At 68.2% G+C, this 24,431-nt stretch carries 28 protein-coding genes; 14 read left to right on the forward strand and 14 right to left on the reverse strand.

What is annotated here, in order from left to right:
- Positions 1-39: 39 nt before the first annotated feature.
- A complete protein-coding gene (locus HDA44_RS19160; RefSeq protein ID WP_238352488.1) occupies positions 40-609 on the forward strand; it encodes a helix-turn-helix domain-containing protein in 570 nt (189 codons plus the stop codon).
- A 55-nt stretch (positions 610-664) separates the two neighbouring features.
- On the opposite strand, the gene HDA44_RS19165 is transcribed toward HDA44_RS19160, so the two are convergent.
- Positions 665-1,495, reverse strand: coding sequence for an SAM-dependent methyltransferase (locus tag HDA44_RS19165; RefSeq protein ID WP_184836329.1), 831 nt, complete (start codon positions 1,493-1,495; stop codon positions 665-667).
- A gap of 170 nt (positions 1,496-1,665) precedes the next feature.
- On the opposite strand from HDA44_RS19165, the gene HDA44_RS19170 reads away from it, so the two are divergent.
- Positions 1,666-2,547 carry a helix-turn-helix domain-containing protein gene (locus HDA44_RS19170; RefSeq protein WP_337906142.1) on the forward strand — a complete coding sequence of 294 codons (882 nt, stop codon included), beginning with the start codon at positions 1,666-1,668 and terminating at the stop codon, positions 2,545-2,547.
- A 117-nt stretch (positions 2,548-2,664) separates the two neighbouring features.
- Here the strand turns inward: HDA44_RS19170 and HDA44_RS38595 are convergent, their stop codons facing one another.
- Entirely contained in the window at positions 2,665-3,480 is an 816-nt protein-coding gene (locus HDA44_RS38595; RefSeq protein ID WP_337906144.1) for a winged helix-turn-helix transcriptional regulator, read from the reverse strand.
- Positions 3,481-3,574: 94 nt separating this feature from the next.
- Between HDA44_RS38595 and HDA44_RS38120 the strand changes: the two genes are divergently transcribed.
- From HDA44_RS38120 to HDA44_RS19190, 3 genes are all read left to right on the forward strand, one after another.
- Positions 3,575-4,006, forward strand: a complete 432-nt coding sequence (locus tag HDA44_RS38120) for a hypothetical protein (RefSeq protein WP_184836331.1) — start codon at positions 3,575-3,577, stop codon at positions 4,004-4,006.
- 80 nt (positions 4,007-4,086) lie between these two features.
- A complete protein-coding gene (locus HDA44_RS19185) occupies positions 4,087-4,518 on the forward strand; it encodes a hypothetical protein (protein WP_184836333.1) in 432 nt (143 codons plus the stop codon).
- A gap of 139 nt (positions 4,519-4,657) precedes the next feature.
- Positions 4,658-5,440, forward strand: a complete 783-nt coding sequence (locus tag HDA44_RS19190) for an NAD(P)H-binding protein (RefSeq protein WP_184836335.1) — start codon at positions 4,658-4,660, stop codon at positions 5,438-5,440.
- A 231-nt stretch (positions 5,441-5,671) separates the two neighbouring features.
- Here the strand turns inward: HDA44_RS19190 and HDA44_RS19195 are convergent, their stop codons facing one another.
- The 6 genes from HDA44_RS19195 to HDA44_RS38600 all read right to left on the reverse strand — a co-directional run bounded on the left by HDA44_RS19195 (position 5,672) and on the right by HDA44_RS38600 (position 10,558).
- Positions 5,672-6,019 carry a VOC family protein gene (locus HDA44_RS19195; protein WP_184836337.1) on the reverse strand — a complete coding sequence of 116 codons (348 nt, stop codon included), beginning with the start codon at positions 6,017-6,019 and terminating at the stop codon, positions 5,672-5,674.
- 94 nt (positions 6,020-6,113) lie between these two features.
- A complete protein-coding gene (locus HDA44_RS19200) occupies positions 6,114-6,308 on the reverse strand; it encodes a ferredoxin (protein ID WP_184836339.1) in 195 nt (64 codons plus the stop codon).
- A gap of 12 nt (positions 6,309-6,320) precedes the next feature.
- Positions 6,321-7,520: a cytochrome P450 gene (locus HDA44_RS19205; protein ID WP_184836341.1), complete on the reverse strand. Its 1,200-nt coding sequence runs from the start codon at positions 7,518-7,520 to the stop codon at positions 6,321-6,323.
- A gap of 28 nt (positions 7,521-7,548) precedes the next feature.
- On the reverse strand, positions 7,549-8,694 hold the full coding sequence (locus tag HDA44_RS19210) for an NAD(P)/FAD-dependent oxidoreductase (protein WP_184836343.1): 1,146 nt from the start codon (positions 8,692-8,694) through the stop codon (positions 7,549-7,551).
- A complete protein-coding gene (locus tag HDA44_RS19215) occupies positions 8,691-9,341 on the reverse strand; it encodes a TetR/AcrR family transcriptional regulator (protein WP_238352489.1) in 651 nt (216 codons plus the stop codon). Before HDA44_RS19215 ends, HDA44_RS19210 begins: the two co-directional genes overlap by 4 nt.
- 11 nt (positions 9,342-9,352) lie before the next feature.
- The gene (locus HDA44_RS38600; RefSeq protein ID WP_184836347.1) at positions 9,353-10,558 is read right to left on the reverse strand and encodes a cytochrome P450; all 1,206 of its coding nucleotides are present in this window, start codon (positions 10,556-10,558) and stop codon (positions 9,353-9,355) included.
- Between the two features lie 120 nt (positions 10,559-10,678).
- Here HDA44_RS38600 and HDA44_RS19225 point away from each other — a divergent pair, with 120 nt between their 5' ends.
- On the forward strand, positions 10,679-12,130 hold the full coding sequence (locus HDA44_RS19225; RefSeq protein ID WP_184836349.1) for an MFS transporter: 1,452 nt from the start codon (positions 10,679-10,681) through the stop codon (positions 12,128-12,130).
- A 20-nt stretch (positions 12,131-12,150) separates the two neighbouring features.
- On the opposite strand, the gene HDA44_RS19230 is transcribed toward HDA44_RS19225, so the two are convergent.
- On the reverse strand, positions 12,151-12,720 hold the full coding sequence (locus HDA44_RS19230; RefSeq protein ID WP_184836351.1) for a dienelactone hydrolase family protein: 570 nt from the start codon (positions 12,718-12,720) through the stop codon (positions 12,151-12,153).
- 58 nt (positions 12,721-12,778) lie between these two features.
- Here HDA44_RS19230 and HDA44_RS19235 point away from each other — a divergent pair, with 58 nt between their 5' ends.
- Positions 12,779-13,375 (forward strand): ArsR/SmtB family transcription factor, encoded by a 597-nt coding sequence (locus tag HDA44_RS19235; protein ID WP_184836353.1) that lies wholly within the window; start codon positions 12,779-12,781, stop codon positions 13,373-13,375.
- 11 nt (positions 13,376-13,386) lie between these two features.
- On the opposite strand, the gene HDA44_RS19240 is transcribed toward HDA44_RS19235, so the two are convergent.
- Complete coding sequence (locus HDA44_RS19240; protein ID WP_184836355.1) at positions 13,387-13,911, reverse strand: MarR family winged helix-turn-helix transcriptional regulator; 525 nt, start codon at positions 13,909-13,911, stop codon at positions 13,387-13,389.
- A gap of 59 nt (positions 13,912-13,970) precedes the next feature.
- Between HDA44_RS19240 and HDA44_RS19245 the strand changes: the two genes are divergently transcribed.
- The 3 genes from HDA44_RS19245 to HDA44_RS19255 are packed head-to-tail and all read left to right on the forward strand — an operon-like array spanning position 13,971 to position 16,278.
- Entirely contained in the window at positions 13,971-14,852 is an 882-nt protein-coding gene (locus HDA44_RS19245; RefSeq protein ID WP_184836358.1) for a glutamate-cysteine ligase family protein, read from the forward strand.
- On the forward strand, positions 14,849-15,883 hold the full coding sequence (locus tag HDA44_RS19250) for an ATP-grasp domain-containing protein (RefSeq protein WP_184836360.1): 1,035 nt from the start codon (positions 14,849-14,851) through the stop codon (positions 15,881-15,883). The genes HDA44_RS19245 and HDA44_RS19250 overlap by 4 nt, the downstream gene beginning before the upstream one ends.
- Positions 15,880-16,278: an MAPEG family protein gene (locus HDA44_RS19255; protein ID WP_184836362.1), complete on the forward strand. Its 399-nt coding sequence runs from the start codon at positions 15,880-15,882 to the stop codon at positions 16,276-16,278. Before HDA44_RS19250 ends, HDA44_RS19255 begins: the two co-directional genes overlap by 4 nt.
- Here HDA44_RS19255 and HDA44_RS19260 read toward each other — a convergent pair.
- On the reverse strand, positions 16,256-16,570 hold the full coding sequence (locus HDA44_RS19260; protein ID WP_184836365.1) for a helix-turn-helix domain-containing protein: 315 nt from the start codon (positions 16,568-16,570) through the stop codon (positions 16,256-16,258). The two genes, HDA44_RS19255 and HDA44_RS19260, sit on opposite strands and share 23 nt — an antisense overlap.
- Between HDA44_RS19260 and HDA44_RS19265 the strand changes: the two genes are divergently transcribed.
- Positions 16,557-17,057: a phytanoyl-CoA dioxygenase family protein gene (locus HDA44_RS19265; RefSeq protein ID WP_184836367.1), complete on the forward strand. Its 501-nt coding sequence runs from the start codon at positions 16,557-16,559 to the stop codon at positions 17,055-17,057. The genes HDA44_RS19260 and HDA44_RS19265 overlap by 14 nt on opposite strands.
- 122 nt (positions 17,058-17,179) lie before the next feature.
- Complete coding sequence (locus tag HDA44_RS19270; RefSeq protein WP_184836369.1) at positions 17,180-17,644, forward strand: hypothetical protein; 465 nt, start codon at positions 17,180-17,182, stop codon at positions 17,642-17,644.
- A 13-nt stretch (positions 17,645-17,657) separates the two neighbouring features.
- Here HDA44_RS19270 and HDA44_RS19275 read toward each other — a convergent pair whose 3' ends face one another.
- Complete coding sequence (locus HDA44_RS19275) at positions 17,658-18,341, reverse strand: type 1 glutamine amidotransferase domain-containing protein (protein WP_184836371.1); 684 nt, start codon at positions 18,339-18,341, stop codon at positions 17,658-17,660.
- A gap of 131 nt (positions 18,342-18,472) precedes the next feature.
- Here HDA44_RS19275 and HDA44_RS19280 point away from each other — a divergent pair, with 131 nt between their 5' ends.
- Complete coding sequence (locus tag HDA44_RS19280; RefSeq protein WP_184836373.1) at positions 18,473-19,345, forward strand: LysR family transcriptional regulator; 873 nt, start codon at positions 18,473-18,475, stop codon at positions 19,343-19,345.
- A gap of 57 nt (positions 19,346-19,402) precedes the next feature.
- Here HDA44_RS19280 and HDA44_RS19285 read toward each other — a convergent pair whose 3' ends face one another.
- A complete protein-coding gene (locus tag HDA44_RS19285; RefSeq protein ID WP_202887433.1) occupies positions 19,403-21,943 on the reverse strand; it encodes an SdrD B-like domain-containing protein in 2,541 nt (846 codons plus the stop codon).
- 206 nt (positions 21,944-22,149) lie between these two features.
- On the opposite strand from HDA44_RS19285, the gene HDA44_RS19290 reads away from it, so the two are divergent.
- The gene (locus HDA44_RS19290; protein ID WP_202887434.1) at positions 22,150-22,911 is read left to right on the forward strand and encodes a hypothetical protein; all 762 of its coding nucleotides are present in this window, start codon (positions 22,150-22,152) and stop codon (positions 22,909-22,911) included.
- A gap of 135 nt (positions 22,912-23,046) precedes the next feature.
- Here HDA44_RS19290 and HDA44_RS37365 read toward each other — a convergent pair whose 3' ends face one another.
- Positions 23,047-24,342, reverse strand: coding sequence for a right-handed parallel beta-helix repeat-containing protein (locus HDA44_RS37365; protein WP_202887436.1), 1,296 nt, complete (start codon positions 24,340-24,342; stop codon positions 23,047-23,049).
- Positions 24,343-24,431: the final 89 nt, after the last annotated feature.

Below are 24,431 nucleotides of genomic sequence, written 5' to 3' on the forward strand. Positions count from 1 at the left end.
CAACGCGACACCTGTTCGTCAAGCCGAACGACCATACCGATGGAGCGAACACCGATGGACAGCAAGGCACCACTGGACGTGATCGCCAGTTCCCTGCGCCGGCACCGGGCCCGGTCCGGCCTGTCGCTGACCGAGGTCGCGAAGCGGGCCGGGGTGGCCAAGTCCACGCTCTCCCAGCTCGAGTCCGGCACCGGCAACCCCAGCGTGGAGACGCTCTGGGCACTCGCGGTCGCGCTGGACACGCCGTTCGCCGCGCTGGTCGATCCGCCCCGGCCGAAAGTCCAGATCATCCGCGCCGGCGACGGCCCCGCGATCTACTCCGAGCGGTCCGACTACAGCGCCACCCTGGTCGCCTCCTGCCCACCGAACGCCCGCCGCGACATCTACCGCATCGTCGCCTCCCCCGGACCCGGCCGGAAGGCCGACCCGCACATGCCCGGCGTCGTCGAGCACGTCATCCTCGGCTCCGGCCGCGCTCTGGTCGGCCCGAGCGACGACCCGGTCGAGCTCCGCCCCGGCGACTACATCGCGTACCCGGGCGACCAGGCGCATGTCTTCCAGGCGCTCGAGGACGGTACGGCGGCAACCCTCGTCTCCGAGCACATCTGAAACAAACAGTTGCCCGGAGCAACGTACGCTCCGGGCAACTATCAGATCAGGAGAGTCAGAGCTTGCGGCCGACCGCGCCGACGATGCACTCCTCGACCTGGTTCAGCGGCTTGAGCCGCGGGCCGTCCGGCCACCAGTCGTCGCACAGCACCATGCCCGGCGCGACCAGCTCCTGGCCGGGGAAGAACTCCATCAGCTCCTTGCGGGTGCGGAACCGGCCGCTGCCCATCGGGCTGTGGATGAACTTGTCCTCCATCTTCTGGGCGACCGCGGAGTGCTCCGGCGTCTCCGGGTCGTAGAAGTGCGAGATCACCGTGTACGACCCGGGCACCACCGCGTCGACGTACTTCTGCATGATCTCGGCGCCCTCGGTGCCGATGTAGTGGTGCAGCGTGCCGGCCTGCATCACGGCGATCGGCTGGCTGAAGTCGAGGAACTCGCGCACCTCGGGATGGCTCAGCACCTCGTCCGGGTCGAAGATGTCGGCGCTGACGAACAGCGTGTTCTCGTTCTCCTCGAGCAGCGCGCGGCCGTGCGCGAGCACCACCGGGTCGTTGTCGATGTAGAGCACCTTGGCCTCGGGCTGGATCCGCTGCACGACCTGGTGGGTGTTCTCGGCGGTCGGCAGGCCGGAGCCGCAGTCCAGGTACTGCGTGATCCCCGCCTGGCCGGCGAGGAAGCGGCAGGAACGGATCAGGAAGTTCCGGTTCGACCAGGCCAGGTCCTGGGCCTGCGGCGCGGCGGCCTGGACACCACGTAAGACCTCGCGGTCGACCTCGAAGTTGTCCTTGCCGCCCAGGAAGGCGTCGTACACCCGGGCAATGCTGGCCCGGCTGGTGTCGACGCCGACCGGGATCGAGCTTGGCGCGTTGGCAGCATCGACCATTGGTGAACCTCGCAGAGAGTGATCGGGAGTTCTGTTTGCCCGACTCTACTGACTGTGAGGTGCGCTGAACACACCGCGTGTCCGGGTGATCATGCACTGGTTCCTGATTCGTTGTGGAATGATCAACTGTTACCTGGGCATGCGTCGGGACAAGCTGTGGGAGGCGAGACGTGACCGAGCCAGGCGCTTACGGCGGTCCGACCGCCTTGCGCATCATGCTCGGAGTCCACCTGCGGCGGCTCCGGGAGGACGCCGGTGTCACCCGTAGCGACGCCGGCTGGGCGATCCGTGGCTCGGAGTCGAAGATCAGCCGGCTGGAGCTCGGGCGGGTCGGCTTCAAGGTTCGCGACGTCGACGACCTGCTGACGCTCTACAAGCTCGACGACCCCGAGGAGCGCGACCGGCTGCTGACGCTGGCCCGCGAGGCGAACAACCCGGGCTGGTGGCAGCGGTACGACGACCTGACGCCGGCGTGGTTCCATTCCTACCTCGGCCTGGAGATGGCGGCCGACCTGATCCGTACGTTCGAGCTCCAGTTCGTACCCGGCCTGCTGCAGACACCCGAGTACGCGCGGGCGGTCGTCCAGCTCGGCCAGCAGGATCAGCCGTTGTCACGCGCCGAGCAGGACCGTCTCATCTCGCTGCGGATGAGCCGCCAGGAAGTGCTGACCCGGCAACGGCCGGCCCGGCTCTGGGCAGTCGTCGACGAATCCGTGCTGCGCCGTCCGATCGGCGGGGTCAAGGTACTGCGCGCGCAACTGGAGTTCCTGCTCGAAGCATCGCGCCGGCACAACGTGACACTGCAGATCATCCCGTTCGAGAAGGGCGGGTACACGTCAACCGGCGGCGCGTTCACCCTGCTCCGCTTCAACGACGCGGACCTGCCGGACATTGTGTACATCGAACATCTGACCAGCGCGGTCTACCTGGACAAGCGCGAGGAACTGGACACGTACGCGGTGACAATGGACGCGGTATCGATCACAGCCGCCCAACCACGTGAAACAGAAACCCTGATCCGCCGCGCCATCGAAGCCACCGACAACTACTAACGGCGGAGTACGCACCGCCCGCACGATTCCGCTGACACCGGGCGCACGGTTCCGCTGACGCCGGGCTGCAGTTGCGCCGACGCCAGCGCGCGGTTCTGCTGACGTCGGGGTGCGGGTCTACTGGCGGCGCTCGGCGCCGGGGCCGGGGAGCATGGCTACCTCGCGCGGTGCCGGTTCGTGGCCGGCCTCGCAGTGCATGGTGACGGTGACGCGTTCACCGCATTCGCCGCGGTGCCGGGGCTCGATCGGCGGGCCGGCCGCGAGTGGCAGGTACTGGTCGCCCCACTGGATCATCGCGACCAGCACCGGGTAGAGATCCAGCCCGGCGGTGGTCAGCCGGTACTCGGACCGCTCCCGCTGACCGGCCAGCCGGTACGGATGCCGGCGGATCAGACCGCGCTCGATCAACCCGGCGAGCCGCTCGGTCAGCATCTGCCGCGGAATCCCGGCCCGGGACCGAATGTCCTCGAACCGGCGAACACCGACGAACAACTCGCGCAGAACGTGAAAAGTCCACTTGTCACCGAGGATCTCCATGATCCGGGAAATCGTGCAGTTCTCCGTCGACCAGTTCATCGCCTCCGGAACCTGCTCGTCCAGTACCGTGCCCATCTCACCAGGATAAGTCCGCTTGACAGACTCAGCCAACCCAGCAACGCTGAATCCGTGAACCAGACTCAGACGGACCCGCCAGCCGTCCGCCGCACCGGTGAACCCGACATCCGCCGCACCGGTGAACCCGACATCCGCCGCGCCGGTGAATCCGACGCGGACCAGCTGGCCACGATGCTGATGACGCTGACCGACCTCAGCCGCTACTTCCGGTTCCAAACCGCGATCGGCCACCCACCCCGCCCCGCCGTACTGCTTCGAATGCTCTGCCCAGCCGGCGCCGCCTTCGTCGCCACCCGAGGCAACACCATCGTCGGCCACACCATGTGGGCCTGGACCCACAGCAACACGACCAACACAAGCGGCGCGAGCAGCACGAGCGGTGCGTGTCATGCAAGTTATGCGGGTGGAGCTGGTGGAGCGAACAGCGCGGGCGGAGCGAGCAGCGCAAACGGTGCAGGCGAAGCGAGCAATGCGGGTGGAGCGAGCAGCGCGGGCGGCGCAAACGGTGCGGGCGAAGCGGGCAGCGCAAACGGTGCGGGCGAAGCGGGCGGCGCCGGTGACGCGAGTGGCGCAGGTGGGGCGGGTGGAGCGAACAGCGCGGGCGATGCGGGTGGAGCGAGCAGCGCGGGCGGCGCAAACGGTGCGGGTGAAGCGGGCAGCGCAAACGGTGCGGGCGAAGCGGGCGGCGCCGGTGACGCGGGTGGCGCAGGTGGGGCGGGTGGAGCGAGCAGCGCGGGCGATGCGGGTGGAGCGAGCAGCGCGGGCGATGCGAGTTGCGTGGGTGGAGCGAGCAGAGCGGGCGTACCGGGCGGCGCGCGTGACGTGGGTGGTGCGGGTGGAGTGAGCAGTGCGGGTGATTTGGGTGATGCGGGTGATTTGGGCGGAGCGAGCGGTGCGGGTGATTTGGGTGGGGTGGGTGGTCGGGTGGTTGTTGAGCTTGCGGCGGTGATCGGGGAGGACGAGCAGCGGCGCGGGCTCGGTGTACGGATGCTGTCGATCGCCGCCGCGGATGCGATCGCCGCCGGCGCGACGCACTTCCTCTTCGTCGTCAGCGCCGCCAACGAACGCTCGATCCGCATGATCCGCCGCCGCTGGCCGAACGCCACCGTCGAACGCGACGGCACCCTCCTCAACCTCCTCGCCCCAGCCCAAGTACCAGCCAAAACACCACCCCACCAACCGAACCACCCAACAAAACCCGCACCAACACCCCCGGCCCCGGCCCCGGCCCCGACACAACCCGCGTCAACACCCACCGCGCCAACAGAACCCGCGCGAACAGCCCTCGCCCCGTCCGCACCCGCCCCAAACCCGGCCGCGCCATTTGAGAGGTTCACCTCTGAAGTGGTGCGTTGACACCCGGCATGCGGGAGGTGAAGCGGCCACCTCAGCGGTGAACCCCTCCCGTTGCCGGAGTGGCGATGCCGGGTCGGACGGCATCTCCCGGGGCGTACGCGGGGAATACCGGCGCGGCTGCTGGTGGTTGCCGGATGGCATGATCCTTGTGACGGGCGCCGGTGGGAACGTTGGACGTGAGCTGACCGGCCTGCTCCCGGATGCCAGGCCGCTTGATCGTGGCACGGGTGCTGATCTCGCGAAGCCGGACACCCTCGACGCCGCGCTGCGAGAGGCCGACGCGGTCTTTCTGGTCTGGCCTTTCCTGACCAGGGCTGGTGGCACGGCGGTGCTGGAGAGGATCGCCCAGTACGCGCGGCGGGTCGTCTATTTGTCGTCGTCGGCCGTGCGGTTCGGCGCGGACACCGATCCGATTACCCGGCTGCATGCCGGTCTGGAGGCGGCTGTGCGTGAGTCCGGGGTCGAGTGGACGATTCTGCGGGCTGACACGTTCGCGTCCAACGCGCTCGGCTGGGCCGGGCAGCTCCGGTCCGGTGACGTCGTGCGTGGGCCGGACAGCGCAGCCACCGCGGTGATCGACCCGGTGGACATCGCGGCCGTAGCGGCTGAAGTGCTGCGCGAGCCGGCCCCCGGCACAACCCTCACGTTGACCGGACCGGAGGTGGTCAGCCGGTCGGATCAGGTGCGGATTCTCGGCGCCGCGCTCGGCCGGGAGCTCACGTTCGAGCCGACCCCGTTCGAAGCGGCTCGCGCCCAACTACTCGCGGACGGCAGACCGCCGGAGCTGGTCGAGGCACTCATCGGCAGCGCTCAGAACCGCCCGGCATCCGACCTGATCACAACCACCGTCCAGGCCCACACCGGCCGCCCCGCCAGCACCTTCCACACCTGGTCCACCCGAAACGCCCCCGCCTTCCCCTGACCAGCCCCGAACCTGCACCACTCACCAACCTCGCACACGACGAGGAACTGAGGCCCGAGCAAGCGCCGCACCCGGCAACCGGCGCCGGTTGGTGAGTGGCGCACGTCCGCCCCAGTCAGTCCTCCACACCAAGCCAACTTCGCCCGAGCGGTCCTTCAAACCCAGCCAGCTTCGCCTGGCCGGTCCAGCGGGCCTGGCTGTTCTCGGCTGGGGGGTTTCTGTGGGGCGGAGTCAGAGGTTGTGGGGTCGCTCGTGCAGGGGTTCGTACAGGCCGACGGTGCCGCCGCCGGGGAGCCGGAATGCGGTGAGTACGCCCCAGCGCTGCTGCTGGAGCGGCTGGATGAACTGCACGCCCAGGTCGGTCAGCTCGCTCATCGTTCGGTCGAGGTCGTCGCACATCAGCAGCAGCTCGTGCGACGCGGCGTCGGCGGGGTGTACTGCCACTTCGGCCGGCGGGAGCTTGAAGATGAGCCATCCGTGGCCCGCGTCCACCGACGGATACCGCAGGACATCCCGGAAGAACGCCCGGTCCGCCTCGGCGTCCGTGCTGTAGATGATCACGTGCGCTCCGTTGATCACCTACAGCACTCTAGACATGACGACTCTTGGCGTCGACGCTTGTGCCCTGGTCGACGCCGCGGAACAGGCCGAGCATCCGTGCAGTCCGTCGCGGTCAGTCCTCCACGACGATGGCCAGTGCCGGGCAGACCGCGGCGGCCTGGTGGACGTCGGCGGAGAGGTCCTCGGACGGGTTGTCGGTGAGGAGGACGACGACACCGTCCTCGTCACGCTGGTCGAAGACGTCGGCGGCCGCGGTCACGCACTGGCCGGAGGCGACGCATTTGTCCTGGTCCACGATGATCTTCATGCGAGTGTCCTTTCACCAGGTCACGGGGAGCGAGTAGACGCCGTACACGGCGCCGTCGTGCTTGAACGGGATCTCGTCCAGTCCGACGGCGCGGCGCAGTGCCGGGATGCGGCGGTAGAGCGTGCCGTACACGACCTGCAGCTCCATCCGCGCCAACGGTTGCCCAAGGCATTGATGTACGCCGAACCCGAACGCGATGTGATGCCGCGCGTCGCGGCTGACGTCCAACCGGTCCGGGTCCGGGAAGGCGTCCGCGTCCCGGTTGCCGAGGTCGTTCGGGAAGATCACCCCGTCACCGGCCTTCAGCACCTCACCGGCGAACTCGATGTCCTCCAGTACGGCCCGCCGCCGCCCGTTGTGGGTGATGTTCAGGTACCGCAGCAGTTCCTCGACCGCGCCGGCGACCAGCTTCGGGTCCTCCGACTCCCGCAGTACGGCGAGCTGATCCGGATGCTCCAGCAGGGCGAGCGTACCGAGCGCGATCATGTTCGCGGTCGTCTCGTGACCGGCGATCAGTAGCAGTACGCCGATCCCGGCCGCGTCCCGCCGGGTGAGTTCACCGGCCTTCACCCGCTCGGCCAGCCCGGACAGCAGGTCGTCCTCCGGGTTCGCCAGCTTCGCACCCATCAGCTCGTTCAGGTACCGGCCGATGTTGTTCCGCGCCTCGGTCCGCTCCTCGATCGACGCGCTGGTACGGATCAACGTCTTGCTGTTCTGCTGAAAGAAATCATGGTCCTCGTACGGAACACCGAGCAACCGGCAGATCACCAGCGAAGGCACCGGCAACGCGAACGCCGTAACCAGGTCGACCGGCTTCGGACCGGCGAGCATGTCATCAATCAGATTGTCGACAATCTCCTGTACCTGTGGGCGCATCGCCTCGACCCGCTTGATCATGAACGGCGCCGTCACCATCCGCCGCAGCCGCGAGTGTTCCGGATCGTCCATCAGGATGAACCCGATCCCGGTGTCCTCGTCGGACTGCACCGGCCGGGCGACAGAGTTCGGGTACCCCGGTTTGCCGACGTCGGAGCTCAGCCGTCGATCGGCGAGCAGCTTGCGCTGGTCCGCGTACCGCGTCACCATCCACGCGGTCCGGTCGAAGACCCGCACCTTGACCAGCGGCGCCTCGCCCTGCAGGTCACGCAGCTGCGGCGGCGGATCGAACGGACACCCTGTTGCCCGGGTCATCGGATAAACAGGAACACTCATTGCGATTCCTTCCCCAGAGATGTGTGCGTCACGCCGGCCCGAGGTGCTGCCCCCGGTGCAGGCGAGTCTGTTTCGGCAGGTTCCAGCCGAGCACCGCGACGACCCGGCCGCCCCGCCGGTAGTGCGCCACGAAACGCCCGTCCTCCAAGTTGCCCTCAGCAACCACCACCTCGGCATCAGCGGCAGGCCGGCCGTGTACTTGGAGTTTCGCGGCGAACTGGTCGGTCCAGAAGTACGGCACCGGTGCGTACGGGCGATCCGCGCCGAGGAAGTTGTCCGCGACACACAGCGCTTGTTCGGTCGCGTTCGTCCGGTTCTCCAGGCGGATCAGCACGTCCTCGTACGGCCAGCGCGCGACATCACCGACCGCGTACACACCATCGGCCGCCCGGCAGCACGCATCGCAAACCACGCCGTTGTCGATGACAAGACCACTGCCTGAAAGCCATTCGGTCGCCGGTGTAGCACCCAGAGCGACCACCACGACCTCGGCCGGGAGTACGTTGCCGTCGGCAAGTTGTACGCCGCTCACCCGGCCGTCGCGATCGGTCAGACCGATCACCGCTGTACCCAACCGGAGCTCGACGCCCTCCGACCGATGCAACTCGGCAAGCAGGCCACCGATCATCGGACCAAGCTGGCTCTCCAACGGCACCGTCTGCGGCCCGGCCATCGTCACCGCAAGGCCCATTTTCCTTGCCGTAGCGGCGATCTCGGCACCAAGCACGCCGTCACCCACCACGACGAGACGCTTCGCCGCCGCGAAGTCCTTCCGCAGCGCGGCGGCATCATCGAGCGTACGCAGGACATGTACGCCGTCGGGCTGTACTCCCGGCAGCCGGCGTGGCGTGAGGCCGGTCGCGATCACCACCGCGTCAGCCGTCAGCGTCCGTCCGGAAGCCGTCGTCACCGTACGCGAACCGGAATCGAACGCGACCGCAGAGTCACCAAGGACAAACGAGGCGTCCAGCGCCGACAACATCGCCTCCGGCCGCAGCCGGGTCCGGTCCTCGTCCCAGTCCCCGCGGAGGAACTGCTTCGACAACGGCGGCCGGTCGTACGGCGGATGCCACTCCGCGCCGAGCACCGTGACCTGGTCCCGGAATCCCTTGCGCCGCAGGGCTTCTACGGTCGTCAACCCGGCCGCGGACGCACCGACCACGAGTACGCTCATCCGGTTACCGGTGCGGTCAGTAGGCCGACGATTCCGTCGATCAGGCCGTCTGCCATCTCCTGCCAGCTGGCGCGTGCGGTCGGGCGGCCCTCGGCCAGTGCTCGCTCGAACTCGGCAGTCATCTGGATGATCAGGTGCCGGGCCATGTCGCCACGCTCGATCCGGACCGCCGGCGGCAGCTCGGCGAGATGCTCGCCCAGGCCTTCGACGACCTGCTGCAGCATCGGTGCGCTGAGGGACTCCTGCTGCTGGATCTCGCGCAGTGACGGGTCGTTCATCAGCTGCGCGCTGAACCGGGCCAGCCAGCTCGGCGTACCCAGGCTGTCCATGTGGTCGGTCGCCGACCGGACCAGGATCGTCACCCAGTCGCGTACGTCCGGCTCGGCGCCGAGCTCGGCGATCAGCTCCCGCCGCCGTTCCTCGACCGGTACGGCGTGTTTGTGCACGATCGCCCGGACCAGATCGGTCTTGGTGCCGAAGTGGTACCCGACCGCGGTGTTGTTGCCCTGCCCGGCCGCCTCGCCGATCTGCCGGTTGGACACCTCGTGCACGCCACGCTCGGCGAACAGCCGCTCCGCCGTGCTCAGGATCAGGTCGCGGGTCGCGTTCACCCGCGCCGACCGCTCCGGCCGCTCCGTTTTCGCCATCATCACCTTGATTACCTCCAAACCACTGGTACTTCCCGCAATCCGCCGACAAGCAGCCCTTCGACCAGCGGAAGGTCCGCTGCCGGACCAGCCAGTGCCAGCGTCGGCAGGCGCCGGAGCAGGACCTCCAGCACTACCTGCAGTTCCGTCCGGGCCAGCGACTGACCGATGCAGGAGTGCGGTCCGGCGCCGAAGGACAGGTGCACGTTCGGGCTGCGCGTCAGGTCCATCTCAGCAGGCTCGGCAAAGATCCGCTCGTCCCGGTTGGCCGAGGCCATGCTGCAGATCGCGGTGGTTCCCGCGGGCAGCACGCCATCCGACAGTTCGAGCTCCTCGGATACGTACCGGATCATGCCGAAGCCGGCGTTCGCGTCGTACCGAAGCGATTCCTCGACGGCCGTCCGTACCAAGCCGCGGTCGGCGACGAGCCGCTCCCATCGGTCCCGGTCGGCGAGCAGCATCGCCATCATCTTGCCGATCATGTTGGTGGTCGTCTCGTGCCCGGCGATCAGCAGACCGGTGCCGGTCGACACAAGCGCGTCATCGCTCAGCGACTCCCCCGCCGAATCGGTGCCGGTGATCAGGTCGCTCAACAAGTCGGTGCCCGGGTTCGCCCGCTTCGCTTCGACATGCCCAGCCATGTACGCCCTGAACGCGGACTGTGCCGCATCCATCTCGGCCGCCGAGTAGCGACTCAAGTTCAGGAACGTGTCGGACCAGTGGGAGAACCGGTCGCGGTCCGAGGCCGGTACGCCGAGGAGCTCGCAGATCACCCACACCGGCAACGGAAAGCCCAAGCTCGCCTTCAGGTCGGCCGGCTGCCCGTGCGCGATCATCTCGTCGACCAATTGGTCGGCCATCGCCTCGATCGACGGCCGCATCGCGGCCATCCGCTTGGCGGTGAACCACTTGGTCATCCGCCGCCGCCAGCGCTGGTGCCCCTCCCCGGACCGCGGTACGTCGGCCCGGCGCTGGTCGAAGATGCCGGAGCCCTCCGCCGACACCCGCGCCGCCCCTTCGGCGTTCCGGGTGAACCGTGGATCGGAAAGCACCTGCCGGACGTCGTCGTACCGCGTCAGCAGCGCGGCCTGGTCGCCACTCGGGAGCCGAACGTGCGCAACAGGGCACTGCTCCCGCAGGCGCTCCCACTCGGGCGGCGGCTCGAGCGCATCGACGGGCGGGATCGGGTACTCGGCGAGCTGATCACTATCGGTCACAGATCATCACCTCCGTGTGTTCTTTTCCCCAGCTTGCCTCGCGGACTTGTTTAAGTCAACTGCCTGACTTAACGTATGGTTGCAGAAACCAACTATCTATCTCCGCCTCGGAGGCAACTGATGTCCGCAGCTCCACCCGTGCGTACCGGCGCCGTCGTGCCGGTGCTCGCCTCGGCCGGTATCACGGTCGCGCTGATGCAGACCCTGGTGATCCCGCTGGTCCCCGAGCTGCCCCGGCTACTGAACGCCTCGGCCGCCGGCACCGCGTGGGCGATCACCGCCACGTTGCTCGCGGCCGCGGTCGCGACGCCGATCATGGGCCGGCTCGGCGACATGTACGGCAAACGCCGGATGCTGCTGATCAGCGTCGGCATGCTGGTCGCCGGTTCGGTCGTCGCCGCGCTGAGCAGCTCATTGGTGCCGATGATCGCCGGCCGCGCGCTGCAGGGCCTGGCCGCCGGCGTGATCCCGCTCGGCATCAGCATCATGCGCGACGAACTCCCCAGCGAGAAGCTGGGCACCGCGACCGCGCAGATGAGCGCCTCACTCGGCGTCGGCGGCGCGCTCGGCCTGCCCGCCGCGGCGCTGCTCGCGGAGAACTTCAACTGGCACACGCTGTTCTGGCTGTCGGCCGGGCTCGGCGTGGTCGTCTTCGCGCTGATCCTGCGCTTCGTACCGGAATCGTCGGTCCGCTCCGGCGGCCGGTTCGACCTGCTCGGCGGAGCCGGGCTGTCGGTCGGCCTGATTTCGTTGCTGCTGGCAATCTCTCAGGGCGCGAGCTGGGGCTGGACCGGTGGACGTACGCTCGGCCTGTTCGCGCTCGCGGTGATCGCGCTGCTGGCCTGGGGCTGGTGGGAGACCCGGATCGACGAGCCGCTCGTCGACCTGCGGATCACGGCCCGCCCGCAGGTACTGCTGACGAACCTGGCGTCGATGGTGTTCGGCTTCGCGATGTTCGCGATGTCGTTGGTACTGCCACAGCTGTTGCAGATGCCGAAGGCAACCGGTTTCGGACTCGGTCAGTCGATGCTCGCGTCCGGTCTGGTGATGGGCCCGTCCGGGTTGATCATGCTGATCACGGCACCGTTCTCGGCCAAGATCTCCAAGGCCCGTGGGCCGAAGGTGACGCTGATGCTCGGCGTGGTCGTGGTCGCGGCCGGGTACGGAGTGGGCAGCGTGCTGATGGGTTCGGTCTGGGAGCTCGTCCTGGTCTCGCTGCTGATCGGCGCCGGCATCGGCCTGGCGTACGGCGCCATGCCGGCCTTGATCATGGCCGCCGTCCCGGTCTCCGAGACCGCCGCCGCCAACAGCTTCAACACCCTGATGCGCTCAATCGGCACCTCGGTCTCAAGCGCCGTAGCCGGCGTAATCCTCGCCAACCTGACCATCTCCCTTGGCGGCTACACCCTGCCCTCCCAATCCGGCTTCCGCACCGTCCTCCTGATCGGCGCCGGCGCCGCCCTGGCCGCCCTGGCCATCGCCGCCTTCATCCCCCGTGGTCGGCAGCTCGACAGTACGTATACGCCCACTGCCGAGACGACCACGCCTGAACGCGTCGCCAACCGGGCCTAGTGGACGTATACGTACTGTCCTTACGCAAGAAAGTCGAGGGTGCGCTGGAGGAGGAGCTTGGCGGCCGGCTCGTCGTAGCCAGGGAGGGACGAGTCGGCGAAGAGGTGCGCCTTGCCGGGGTAGAGGAACAGTTCGGCTGACGGGACGGCGGCGGTCAGGGCGCGGGCGGCGTCCAGGTCGCCGCCTTCCTCGGTGAAGAACGGGTCCTGATCCATCCCGTGCACCTGCACCGGTACGCCATCGGGCCAGCTGCCGAACTCCTCCACCGGCAGGCACGAGTAGTAGAACAGCGCGCCGGTCGCGCCCGGGCGGGTCTGGGTCAGCTTCTGCGCGGGCATCACACCGAGCGAGAACCCGGCGTACACGACCTGCTCCGGCAGGCCCTGCGCCGCCTGCACTCCGCGCTCCAGGATCACCCCGAAACCGGTACTGCTCGCGTACTCGATGCCCTCCTCGAGGGTCACGTACGTGTTGCCCTCGTAGAGGTCCGGCGTGTGCACGGTGTGACCCGCCTGCCGGAGTTCCTCGGCGAACGCCTTCACCCCGTCGGTCAGTCCCTGCGCGTGGTGGTACAGCACAACCTCGGCCATCGTCAGCTCCAATGATCCAAATATCTCGAACAATCGGCGATGTTAGTCTAATCGGACCATGCCGATCAATCCTTCAGTGCCCGACTACGAGCTCGCGGAGACGGTCGAGCTGACCACCGTCGAGCAGGTGCGGGCGATCAGCGACCCGTTGCGGACGACGATTCTCGGGCTACTGCACGAGCGGGCCGCGACCGTCACCGAACTGGCCACCGCGGTCGGGCGGCCGAAGAGCACGGTCGCGCACCACGTCAAGGTGCTCGCCGACGCGGGCATCCTGCAGGTGGTCCGGACCCGCCGGGTGCGGGCGATCGAGGAACGGTTCTACGGGCGCGCGGCGCGGATGTTCTACGTCGGGCTCGGCCGGCAGGACGGGCAGTTGCCGCCGGACTTCAACGACTTCGAGGTCGCGGCCGGGGAGTCCAAACCGGCGTACGACGCGGGGCAGCTGCGGTCGTTCATCCGCCATGCACGGATTCCGGAGGAGCGCGCGGCGGAGTTCTGGCAGCGGGTGGACCAACTGATCCACGAGTTCGACCGGCTACCGCGGGCCGGCGACACGACGTACGGCTTCACCGTCGGCCTCTACCCGATGACCGGCTACCCAACCTTGCCCCCAGCCGAAGACGAGGACCAAGCCCCACCGCCCCCGGCCTAACCGGCTCCCGCCTAACCGCCGGCTCCGGCCGCGTCGGTTCCGGCTGCATCGGCGGCCTCGGTGTTGGCTTCGGTGGTTTCGGTGGCGTAGCGGTCCAGGACGGCGGCGACCCGGGCGAGTACGTCACGCGCCACCGCGTACTCCTCCGGGCCGAACTCCGCCGCGAACCGCCGTTCGAGCTGGATCAGGTACCCGAACCCGTCCCCCGCCACTTCCAGCCCGTGCTCGGAGTAGGTGACCACCTTCGCGCGCCCGTCGTTCGGGTCCTCGCGCATCTCCAGCAGATCGAGCCCGACCATGTCGCGGATCACCTCACCCATCGACTGCCGGGTGATCCCGGCCCGGGTCGCCATCTCCGCGGCCCGCGCCCCCTCGGCATGCAACGTGCCGAAGACCGAGTTGTGCGCCATCTTCACCTCGGTGTGCCCGTCCGCGTGCGCACGGCGAACCATGTCGGCCTGCAGCGCCCGATGGGCCCGGTCGACCAGCGCGATCAGCGGGCGTTCGTCCGGTCGGGGGAGCTCAGCCCTTGACATGTCGTAAGGATACCTTCCAATATTTTGACAGGAATCCTTACGGTATCAGGGAGGGACCGATGGATGCCAAGGAGCTTCACCCAGTAGTGGCCGGGCTGTTCGCCCGGGGCGGCCGGACGGTACGGGTCGCGATCGAGCAGGAGTACGTCGTCGCCGGCGCGGATGGGGGCGTGGTGCCGATCGGTACGGTCCGGCGGGCGGCAGCGGATGCGCTCGCGGCGCGGTACATCAGCTTCGAGCCGGGCGGGCAACTCGAGTTGAGCCTGCCGCCATCGGCCGAACCAGTACGCGATCTGCGCGCGCTGGCGGCCGACCTTCGCAGTCGATTGGCGGCGTACGGGATCACGCTGCACGAGACGCCCGTCGATCGGCGGCCGGACGTACCTTTGCAACTGACCTCGCCGCGGTACGTCGCGATGCAGCAGCACCTCGACCGGATCGGACCGGCCGGTCGCCGGATGATGCGCCGGACCGCGTCCACACAGGTCTGCCTGGATTGGTGGCCCGGTCCGGACGGCATCGAGCAATGGCGCGTACTCAACCTGGCCGGTCCGCTTCTGGCCGCGCGTTTCACTCGCGATCGTGAGCGGCTGGCGATCTGGCTGGCGGTCGATCCGGCGCGTACGGGGTTCGACGATCGACTGCTGCGCGGTACCGATCCGGTCGCCCCGTACGCCGCCTTCGCCGCGGGCGCCGAGGTCTTTGTGGAGGGCGGCCCGGCGGAGCATGTAAGTACGCTCTTCCCGCCCGTCCGGCCGCGCGGTCGCTACCTTGAGGTCCGTTTCCTCGACGCCCAACCGCCGGAAGCGCTCGATGAGGTCGTGGGCGCGCTCGAGCGGTTGATGTACGACGACGCGCATCGGCGCAACGTACTCCGGTCGCTGGAAACGGCTTCCTTGCGGGAGTCGTGGGGTGCGCTGGATCGGGTGGTGGCGGCATGAACGGGCCGGCTCGGTTTGTGGAGGGCACCGCTCCCCGACGACCCGCAACGCGAGCTCGTGGTGCGCTGTTCGTCATCGATCCGCTGGCCGGGTTGCAGGCCGAGGTCGACGCGAGCATCGGCTTGATGAGCGCGACGCAGGACCTCGGGCTGGAGGTCTGGTGCTGCGAGCCGGAGGAGCTGGCGTTCGCCAACGGGCAGGTCCAGGCGTACGCGCGGCGAATCCGCCTCCGGCCACGATCCGCGCGGCGCGGCCCACACCTCGGCAACCAGGGCGGTGATCATCGCTGGGTTGTTGATGCGACCTGGTGGGATGAGCTCGAGCGTGTGGTCGTGGAGGTCTCGTCGTTCGGGCTCGTGCACTTGCGGATCGATCCGCCGGTCGACGCGCGGTACCTACACACGACGTATTTGCTCGACCTCGTGGAAGGCCCGCGGGTGATCAATCGGCCGGAGGGGATTCGGGCGATGCACGAGAAGCTTGTCGCGCTGCGGTTTCCGGAGCTGTGCCCGGCGACGTACGTCGGGGCCGATCCGGTTGCGCTGCGATCGTTCGTCGCGGCCGTCGGTACGGCGGTGGTGAAGCCGGTCGACGGGTTCGCGGGGCACGACGTCTGGCTCGTACCGGACGATCGCGGCGCCACGGCTTTGTTGCAGTCGGCAACCCAGGGTGGGCGCCAGGTGATTGCCCAGGAGTACCTGTCTTCGGTTGCTGCTGGCAACAAACGGTTGTTCTTGCTGGACGGCGAGATCGTCGGCGCGGTGCTGCGGCGGCCGTGCGCCGACGACTTCCGGATCGGTCCACCGGTGGCGGCGGCCGAGATCGACGAGCAGGACCGCGCGATCGCCGCCGCCCTCGGGCCGGTCCTGCGCGGGTACGGCCTGGTGATCGCCGGCGCCGACGTGATCGACGGCCGGCTGATCGAGGTCAACGTCACCTGTCCCGGCGGTATGCACAAGACCGACGCGCTGCTCGGGACGCGACTCAGTCACACCATCGTGAGCAGTTTGTTCGAAGGAGCACTCGCATGAACCTCAGTACAGTCACCGTGATCAGCATCGCCCTGCTGGGCATTCTCTTGTTCGTACTCGGCGCCAACGTGACTCGCAATCGTGCGTTACGCGGAACCGGCAACCAGCTCCCGACCGACCCGAGCGACCGGCTGCTGATCGCGGTACGCGCACATGGCAACGCGGCCGAGTACATCCCCACCATGATCGTGCTGCTACTGGTTTGCTCGGCGTTGTCGGACAGCCCGGCAATCGGCGTACTCGCGGTGGCCGCCGTCGTCGTCCGCTACGTCCACGCCGTCGGCATGCTCACCTCGTCGACCCTTGCCAGCCACGGACCGATCCGGGACATCGGTGCCGTCGGCACCTACCTCGTCGGCATCGCCCTCGGCGTCACCGCGATCGTGACGCTCTGAACGCGGTCGGCGTAGTGCCGGTGTGCTGCCGGAACACCCGCGCGAAACGCTGGCTGGAGCTGAACCCGAGGCTGATCGCGAGCGCCGTGATCGCGATATCACTCGCCTCCAGCAACTGTCGCGCGCGGTCGATGCGGCGTTCGCCGAGGTACCGGTGCGGCGGCCGGCCGAGCTCGCCGGCGAACAGCTCGGCCAGGTACACCGGCGCGAGCGGCGAGCGGCGAGCGGCGAGCTCGCGGAGCGTCCAATGCTCGTGGAACTCCTGGTCCAGCAGGCGTTTGACGGTACGCACCGCCGGATGGAAGCCGCCGGGTGGGGTGGCGCAGGTTGGCTGGCATACCGATCGCCAGTACTGGCAGTCGTGCAGCTCGGACGACATGCTGACCGCGTGGGTCGGGTTCCACGATGTCGACGAGGTCAACGGGGCCGTCGCGTTCCTCCCAGGCAGCCATCGCTGGGACATCACCGGCCTGGACTTCCTCTCCCAGGACGCCGCCGCGCTGGAGGCGTCGATCGTCGCGCAAGGGTTCGATCCGGCGCCGTTCGTACCGCGAATGAAGCGCGGCCAGGTCAGCTTCCACAACTGCCGCACCGTCCACGGCAGCTCCCCCAACCTGAGCTCCACACCACGCCGCTCGATCGTCATCCACCTACAACCCACCACCAACCACTGGCGCCCCGGCCCCGCCCACCCCAACGACACCCTCGTCCCCCACAACCCCACCCCCGACTACACCGACCCCACCATCCAGCCCCACCTCTGGCCAACCCCGCAGTAACCCCGCTCCCTACCCCAGCCCATCACCCCCTCCCCGGCCTCCGCCCGCCGGGCGCGGGGCGCGACGGCCACCGTCGGTGATTAGGATCTGGTTTGAAACCGACGCCGATCGAGGAGCCGTGGATGACTGCTGATCCGACCATCGCCCGGATTGGTGAAGGTGTCGATCTTCATCATCGGCAAGGAAAACGGGACGCGGCGCGGGAGCTGTTCGCGCGACTCTGGACGGACATCGGCGCCGAACAAGGCGAACCGCTGCACGTTTGCGTCCTCGCACATTCGATGGCCGACGTACAGGACGAGGTCGCCGAAGAACTCGCGTGGGACTTGAAGGCGCTGGCCGCGGCGGAGCGGATCACCGATGAGGAGGTGGCCCAGGCCGGCGTACCGCTGTCGGTGGCCGGCTTGTATCCGTCACTGCACCTCAACGTCGGCGAATGCTACCGCAAACTCGGAGACCTCGACCGCGCCCGTGAACACCTCCAACATGCCCGCGACACCATCGACAACCTCGCCGACGACGACTACGGCCGCCTGATCCGCACCGGCCTCACCGACCTCACCAACCGCCTGCAGGAAGCCGGCTAGGCAGGCACGGCAATCAGCCGTTCAGTACGGCGAGTACTGCCGCGGCGACGTCCTTTGCGGAGGCTGGGTTTTGGCCGGTGACCAGGTGGCCGTCGGTGATGGTGTGGGGTTCGAAGTTCGGGGCGCCGGTGTGGGTCGCGCCTAGGGACTCCAGGCGGGATTGGAGCAGGAACGGGACCACGTCAGCCAGCCCGACGGCTGCTTCCTCGGCGTTCGTGAAGGCCGCGACTTGCTTGCCCTCGACAACTGGCCGGCCGTCGACGCCGTACAGGCCGACCAGCGCCGCCGGACCATGGCAAACCGCCGCCAGCACCCCGCCGGCCGAGTAGATCTCGACCGCGACGCGAGCCAGGTCGGGGTCGTTCGGAAAGTCCCACATCGTCCCGTGCCCACCGGCGAACAGGATCGCGTCATAGTCCGCCGCCTGTACGTCCGCGAACCGCGGCGTCGCCAGCGTCTTCGCCGCCATCTCCACATCTTCGGTGTACTCACGCTGCACCGGATCGTTCAGATCGGCACCATCCACCGGCGGCTCACCACCCGCGACGCTCGCCAGGTCCACCGTGTACCCGGCCGCCGTGAACACCTTCCAAGGATGCGCCACCTCCGGCAGGTAGTACCCCGTCTTCCGCACCCCGCCCAGGTCGTCGTGGCTAGTGAGCCCGATCAAGATCCGCCGTGTCGCCGTACGTTGCATCGTCGTCCTTTCGGTCCAGCCGCCATCCGGCAGCAGGGCCAACCTTCGCGGACCACGATCACCACCCACCAATAGCCAAACCGACATCGAACCATCGGAAAGCTGATGACTACAGACCGTATAGTCACTGAATGGCCGTCTCCCTGGATCTGCTGAAGACCTTCCTGGCCGTCCATCGAGCCGGCACCGTCACCGGCGCCGCCGAGGTACTCGGCCTGTCGCAACCGACCGTGACAACACATCTGAAGAGCCTCGAACGACTCCTCGGCCGGCCCTTGTTCGTCCGCCAGGCCCGCGGCGTACGACCGACCAGCGCCGGCGACGAACTCGCCCGCCGGATCGGCGAATCGATCGACGCGCTCCAAGGCCTGATGGACGACGAACTCGACGCCCCGGCCGTCGCGACCGTCCATCTCGGCGGCCCGGCCGACTTCCTGTGTACGAAGGTCGTGCCCGCGCTCGCCCCGCGCCTGTCCAAGGGCCTGCAGGTACGAACGACTTTCGGCATGCCCGACGACCTCCTGGACCTGCTCCTCGATCGAAGCCTCGATCTGGTCGTCAGCTCAACCCGTCCACGCCGTGCGGGTCTCCACGTGACACCTTGCTACGACGAGTTGTTCGCCCTGGTCGCCGCGCCGCAATGGTCCGTCGGCAAACCAGCGACCACACCGGAACCGCTGCGCGGCATTCCCCTGGTCGCGTACGCCGAGTCCGCGCCGATCATCCGCCGGTACTGGCGCAGCGTGTTCAACACCCGCTTGACCCGGACCGCCGATCTCGTGCTCCCGGATCTTCGCGGCATCCTCACCGCCGTACGCGCCGGTGCCGGAGCGACCGTACTTCCCACCTACCTGTGCGGCGACAGCCTTGCCAGTGGCGAACTGATCCTGCTGGCAGACCCGGAACTGCCGCCGCTCAACACGCTCTACCTGGCCACCCGCGCCGACTCCGGCCCCCGCAGCGCCGCCGTCCTGGTCCGCGACCGCCTGCTCCGCGTGCTCTGAAAGACAGCGTCGCGCCCGAGCCGAAGCTCGGGCGGGACGGCTAGCACATCAGATAGCTCAGTGCTGTCGGCTTGCGCGTCGTTTCCGGCTGACAAGCAGGAGAACGGCGCCCGCGGCGAGGAGGAACCCGCCGAGGATCAGGAAGATCGGCGGCACGTCCGCGCCCGTGGCGGCCAGCGAACCGCCTGGCTCCTTCGGCGGACTTGACGGCGATTGTGACGACGTCGGCGACGCGGTCGGGGTGGCCGAGGGCGTCGTCGACGGGGTGACCGTCGGCGACGGTGTCGGCGAGGCCGTCGGTGTCGTCGGCGGCGGCGTGGACGGGGGCGTCGGCAGCGGGATGTAGACGCCGGCGTCGATGGTGTGATCGACCCCGCCCGCCACTGCCGGCGCGGTCACCGGGGCGTACCCCTTGCAGAGCTGCCCGCTGGTCGGTGGCGTGACGTTCGAGTCGTGCGCGCGATCACTACCCGCGACCGGGAGCGTGAACCGAAGGTCAGTGGCAGCCGGTGTTCGCGGCACGTTGCTCGTGTCGGCAGTACACACGTTGAACTCGACCGTGTACTTGGCGCCGCGCGTCAGCTCGTACTCCGCGCCGACGCCACCGAAGTAGTACTCGCCCGCGGCGTCCGTCTTCGTGGTCGCGACCTGCTTGCCGTCGGCATCCAACAGGTTGACGGTCGCGTCCTTCAGCGGCACCTCGTCCTCGTGGTACGGGTCCTGGATACCGTTGTGATCACCGTCGAACCAGACGATGTTGCCGATCTGGATCGGCGCGTTCGCGGCCGCGTACGCGATGTCGCCGAGTCCGCCCGCCTTGCCGAAACTGTTGGTCGGACCGACGAACTGGTACCCGTGCGCCGGGGTGTCGTGCCCCGGGCCGACCCCGGTGTCCACGTTGTACCAGCCGGTGCCGTTCGAGCTGACGTCCCGGGCCGGGTCCAGCTCGGTGCTGATCACCCATTGCTGCTGCGGGATGTAGGCGACCGATCCCTGCGAGCCCTCCTGGTGCAGCCCGTTGCCGGAACGGTTCGGGTCGAAGAAGTCGCCGTGGAAGTACTCCTTGACATCGCCCACCTCCCGGCCGTTGGTCTCGAACGTCCCGTGGTTCGGGCAGATTCCGGTACCTTCCCAGTCGTACCCGCCACCCGGCTTCGCACAGGCCATGTTGATGTCACCGCCGGACATGCCGGCCTGGATCGTGTTGTTGCCCGGCCGCGGGTCCATCCCGTTGCCGATGACATCCATGAACCGGTCCCGGAAGCCCAGGATCATCGACCCGTTGCGGCTGAAGGCCAGAGTGGCCAGCTCCGGCTGCGGGTTGACGTACAGGGTGGGGTTGATCGAGCGGCTCTCCCAGTTCAGCAGGCTGCTGTCCCACGGGTTCCAGTGGTTGGTGGTCTGCGTGGTCCAGCCCTGCAGGACCTGGCCGCGCTCGAATCCGAGACCTTGCGTGAGGACCGGCGTGAACGTCGTGCCGTCGTAGCTGTAGACGACCGCCTTCAGATCACTACGCTGCTTGGTGCTTTCGGCGGAACAGACGCCACCCACGTACAGCTTGCCGTCGTGGGCCGTCAGCGCGAACGGCCGCCAGTCGCCCGCGAACGCGCACCCCGGGTCGGGAATGCGGACGGACTTCGCCGGGCGCGCGGAGTCGCCGGTCGCGTCGAAACTGACCAGGCGCCGGGTCAGCAGGTTCACCGCGTACAGCGTCTCGCCGTCCTCGGACAGAGCCAGCCCGCCGATACTTTCCTTGCCCGGGGCATCGATGAACCCCGGGTCCTTGCGCATGTCGCCAGGACCGTGCGGAGTCAGCGCGACGCCAGGCACCTTCGCGAACAGCGTCGGCGCGCTCGAGCCGTCCAGAGCGGTCGTGTAGATCGCGCCGGCGCCTTCCGGACCGTACTCGGTGAAGCGTTTCGCGAACGCTGCCTGGAAGATGCGCTTGCGGTACTTGTCGTACGCGAGGCCCCAAGTCGTACCGACCTGTGCCTGGGTGTTGATCACCTTCGGGCAGGCCAGCTGGTCCGGGCACGTACCGCGCGCGTCCTGGCCGAACGACACCAGAGCCCGCAGGTTCGGGTCCGGCGCGGAGCCGTCGGTGTTGACTGCCGGACTCTGCACCGGCACGTAGTACTTGGAGTCGGGCAAGGTGTAGTCGGCCGGGTTCCAGACCGCGGTGATGACCGAGTCGTCCTTGCCGTTGCGTACGTCGACGAACGACGTGAAGCTGTCGAAGTGGTTGTCGGCCGTCGACGCCGGCGCCGCCCGCAAGTACCCGTCGTACGGCGTGGGGATCGAAACGTCCACCCGGTACTGCCCGCCGATCAGCGTGGCCGTCGGCGCGACGACCACCTTGCCGGTCGAGTCTGTCGTACCCCGGACGTGATGGCCGGCCGTGTCGGTGACCTCGACGACCATGCCCTGCTGTGGTGTGTCCATCGCGGCGTTGATCACGCCGGTCCCGAAGAAGTCGCGCAGCACCTGGACCGTCAGCGTTCCGTCGGCGGTCGCGGCGCCGGCCGCGCCGCTGGTCGCGACCATCGTGCCCGCGGCGCTGCCGGTCAGCAACAGGCCTGCCAATACCGCCCGCAGCACCCGCCGATCCCCCGGTCTGCCGCGCCGTGTTCTACCGGCTCTGCTCATATTTGCCGATGTCCCCTTTAAGTTCCATGCGCTCAGCGTGGTCGGCCGATCGCAATCAGCTTCTAAAACGCCTCAGCCAACCAGAACACTGAGTAACAAAGACCTACACGCCGGGTGAAATGCTGGGTGAATCTGACCGCCTGTTAGCGTCCGGCGCCATGCGAAACCTGAATCCGCGAAACCTCACCCGCCGGAGCCGATGGCTGGTCGCGGCCGGTGTAACTGCCGGAGCAACTGCCGTCGCAGTGGTCGCCGGGTTGCTATTCCTCGATTCAGGCTCCGGTCCGGACAAAGCCCGCGCATTGACCGCTGACGAAGCGAACCGGCTCGCCATCACCCGGTTCCGTAATTACGAGAGCGGTGGGCGGTCGGTGCGGATCACCGTCCCCGATGTCGCGGGCGGGCTCGTGGTCACCGCGTCGGTCGATTTCCGGGCCAAGCTCGCGTACGGGGTGATCCGGGGCGAGGGGCGTAATTCGTCGAGCGACGGGCTGGTGCAGTGGTCGCCGACGGTTGTCTCCGTCGCACCGCTGGCGGATGCGCCGGATCAGGCGCCGGTGACGCCGCCCACGACCGGGTGGAGCAGCCGGCCGTTGCAGGCGAACGGCAGCGCGCTGGACAGCGCGTTACGGATCGCACTGGGGTTGGGCAACGACCGGCCCGACAACGCGCAGTTGCTGCCACAGAACGGTGCGAGCTGGCTCGGGCAGGAGACGCTGAACGGGCACGAGGTCGTACGAATGAGCGGCCCTGGCGCCCGGGACCGGCCCGACACGAAGGACACCGTCCACTACTGGATCGGCACGGACGGCACGATGTACCGCGTACAGGTAACCGTCGCGTCCGATCCACAGCCGGTGGTCATCGACTTCGACACGCAGCCGTTCACCCCCGTCAAGCCAATCCCACACGCCGGCTAACCGGCGCGCCGCAGGGCACACCAGCCAGCTCGGCGACCACGGCCTCCGCGGCGTCCACGGCGTCCACGGCGTCCACGGCGTGCGCCGGGAAGGCCTGCCGGCCTGCATGGCGTGGACCAGGCGCGGTTGGCGGGCCTACTTGGTGTGGGCCAGGGCTTGGTTGGTGAGGAGGGTGGGGGCGGGGATCGCCAGTTGGGTGAGGCTTGGCAGGGTGGGGGTTGCGGGGACGGTTGTGGCGCCGGTGGTTGTGGCGGCTGGGTACTGCGGTTGTGCTGGTGGGGCGACGACCTCGGTGAATGGGATGCCGCGGGGCGGGATCGGGCCCTTCCAGGCACCGGACGGGGAAACCACCCGGCCGCCCGACGCACCGGACGACGGGTTGGACGGTGTGCCGGACGACGGGTTGGACGATGGGTTCGATGGCTCGCCGGACGGCTGGCTGGATGGGGTGTCTGGGCAGGGGGTGGTGGTTGTGAGGTTGGTGGGAATGGTTCGGGTGGTTGGGCCGGATAGGCAGTTGTCGTGGCCCTTGGTGGTGGTTGGGAAGGTCCAGCCGACGTCCAGCGCGTTGCCGGTGAAGGTGTTGTTCTGGATTCGGTTGTTGTTCGGTGGAAGGTCCTGGGTCGCGGTGAGAACCACGCCCGCGTTCACATTGCCGCTGATCCGATTGTTGACAATCTGATTGCCGCTGCCCCCATCGATCCCGACGCCGATCCCCCACCCGCCGTCGGCCTGCTCCGGCGTGGCGGATTGCTGATTGTCTGCAATCAGATTGCCCGCAACCACCGCGCCCACCTGGGGCAGCAGCTTCTCCTGGTGATCCGATCCGGTGGTCAGGCCGACCCGATTGCCGACAATACGATTGCGGACGAAATACATCTCCCCGCTCGCATTCGTACCCTCGATGCCGACCGCGTTGTACTCGGCCACGTTGTCGCGCACCACCACGTGACAGGGCTTGCACTGACCGACGTAGATCCCCGAATCAGCGCCACCGGACGCGTACGACTGCTCGATCACCCCGTTCCGCGCGGAGAACGCGTAGATGCCGTACAAACCGTTACGGGTTGCGGTCACATGCGACACCAGGAACGACTCCAGGAAGCGCACCGGCTCGTCGCCGGTGTCGTACCCGCCATCGCCCGGCTGGCCATCCGCCGCCTTCACCGAACCGGTGACGAGTACGCCGTTCTGGGTGTTGCCGCGAACGGTCAGGTTCTCGACCGCGACACCGGGTGCCGTGACCACGATGCCGTTCGGCTGCTGCAGTTGGCCGTCGATGATGACCTTGTCGCGCGATTCGCCGCGGACGGTGACCTTCGGCGTCGTGATCCGCACCGTCTCGTGGTACGTGCCGGGTGCCACCAGGACCAGATCTCCTTGCTGGGCAACGGATACCGCTGCCGAGATGGTCGGGGCGTCGGCGGGCACCCGGATGGTGACCTTCTCGCCCGGCGGCCGCCGCGCCGATCCGGATTGCTGACCCGAGCCAGAGCCAGCTCCCGAACCGGATCCCTGGT

This window comes from Kribbella solani (genome assembly GCF_014205295.1).
Classification (GTDB): domain Bacteria; phylum Actinomycetota; class Actinomycetes; order Propionibacteriales; family Kribbellaceae; genus Kribbella; species Kribbella solani.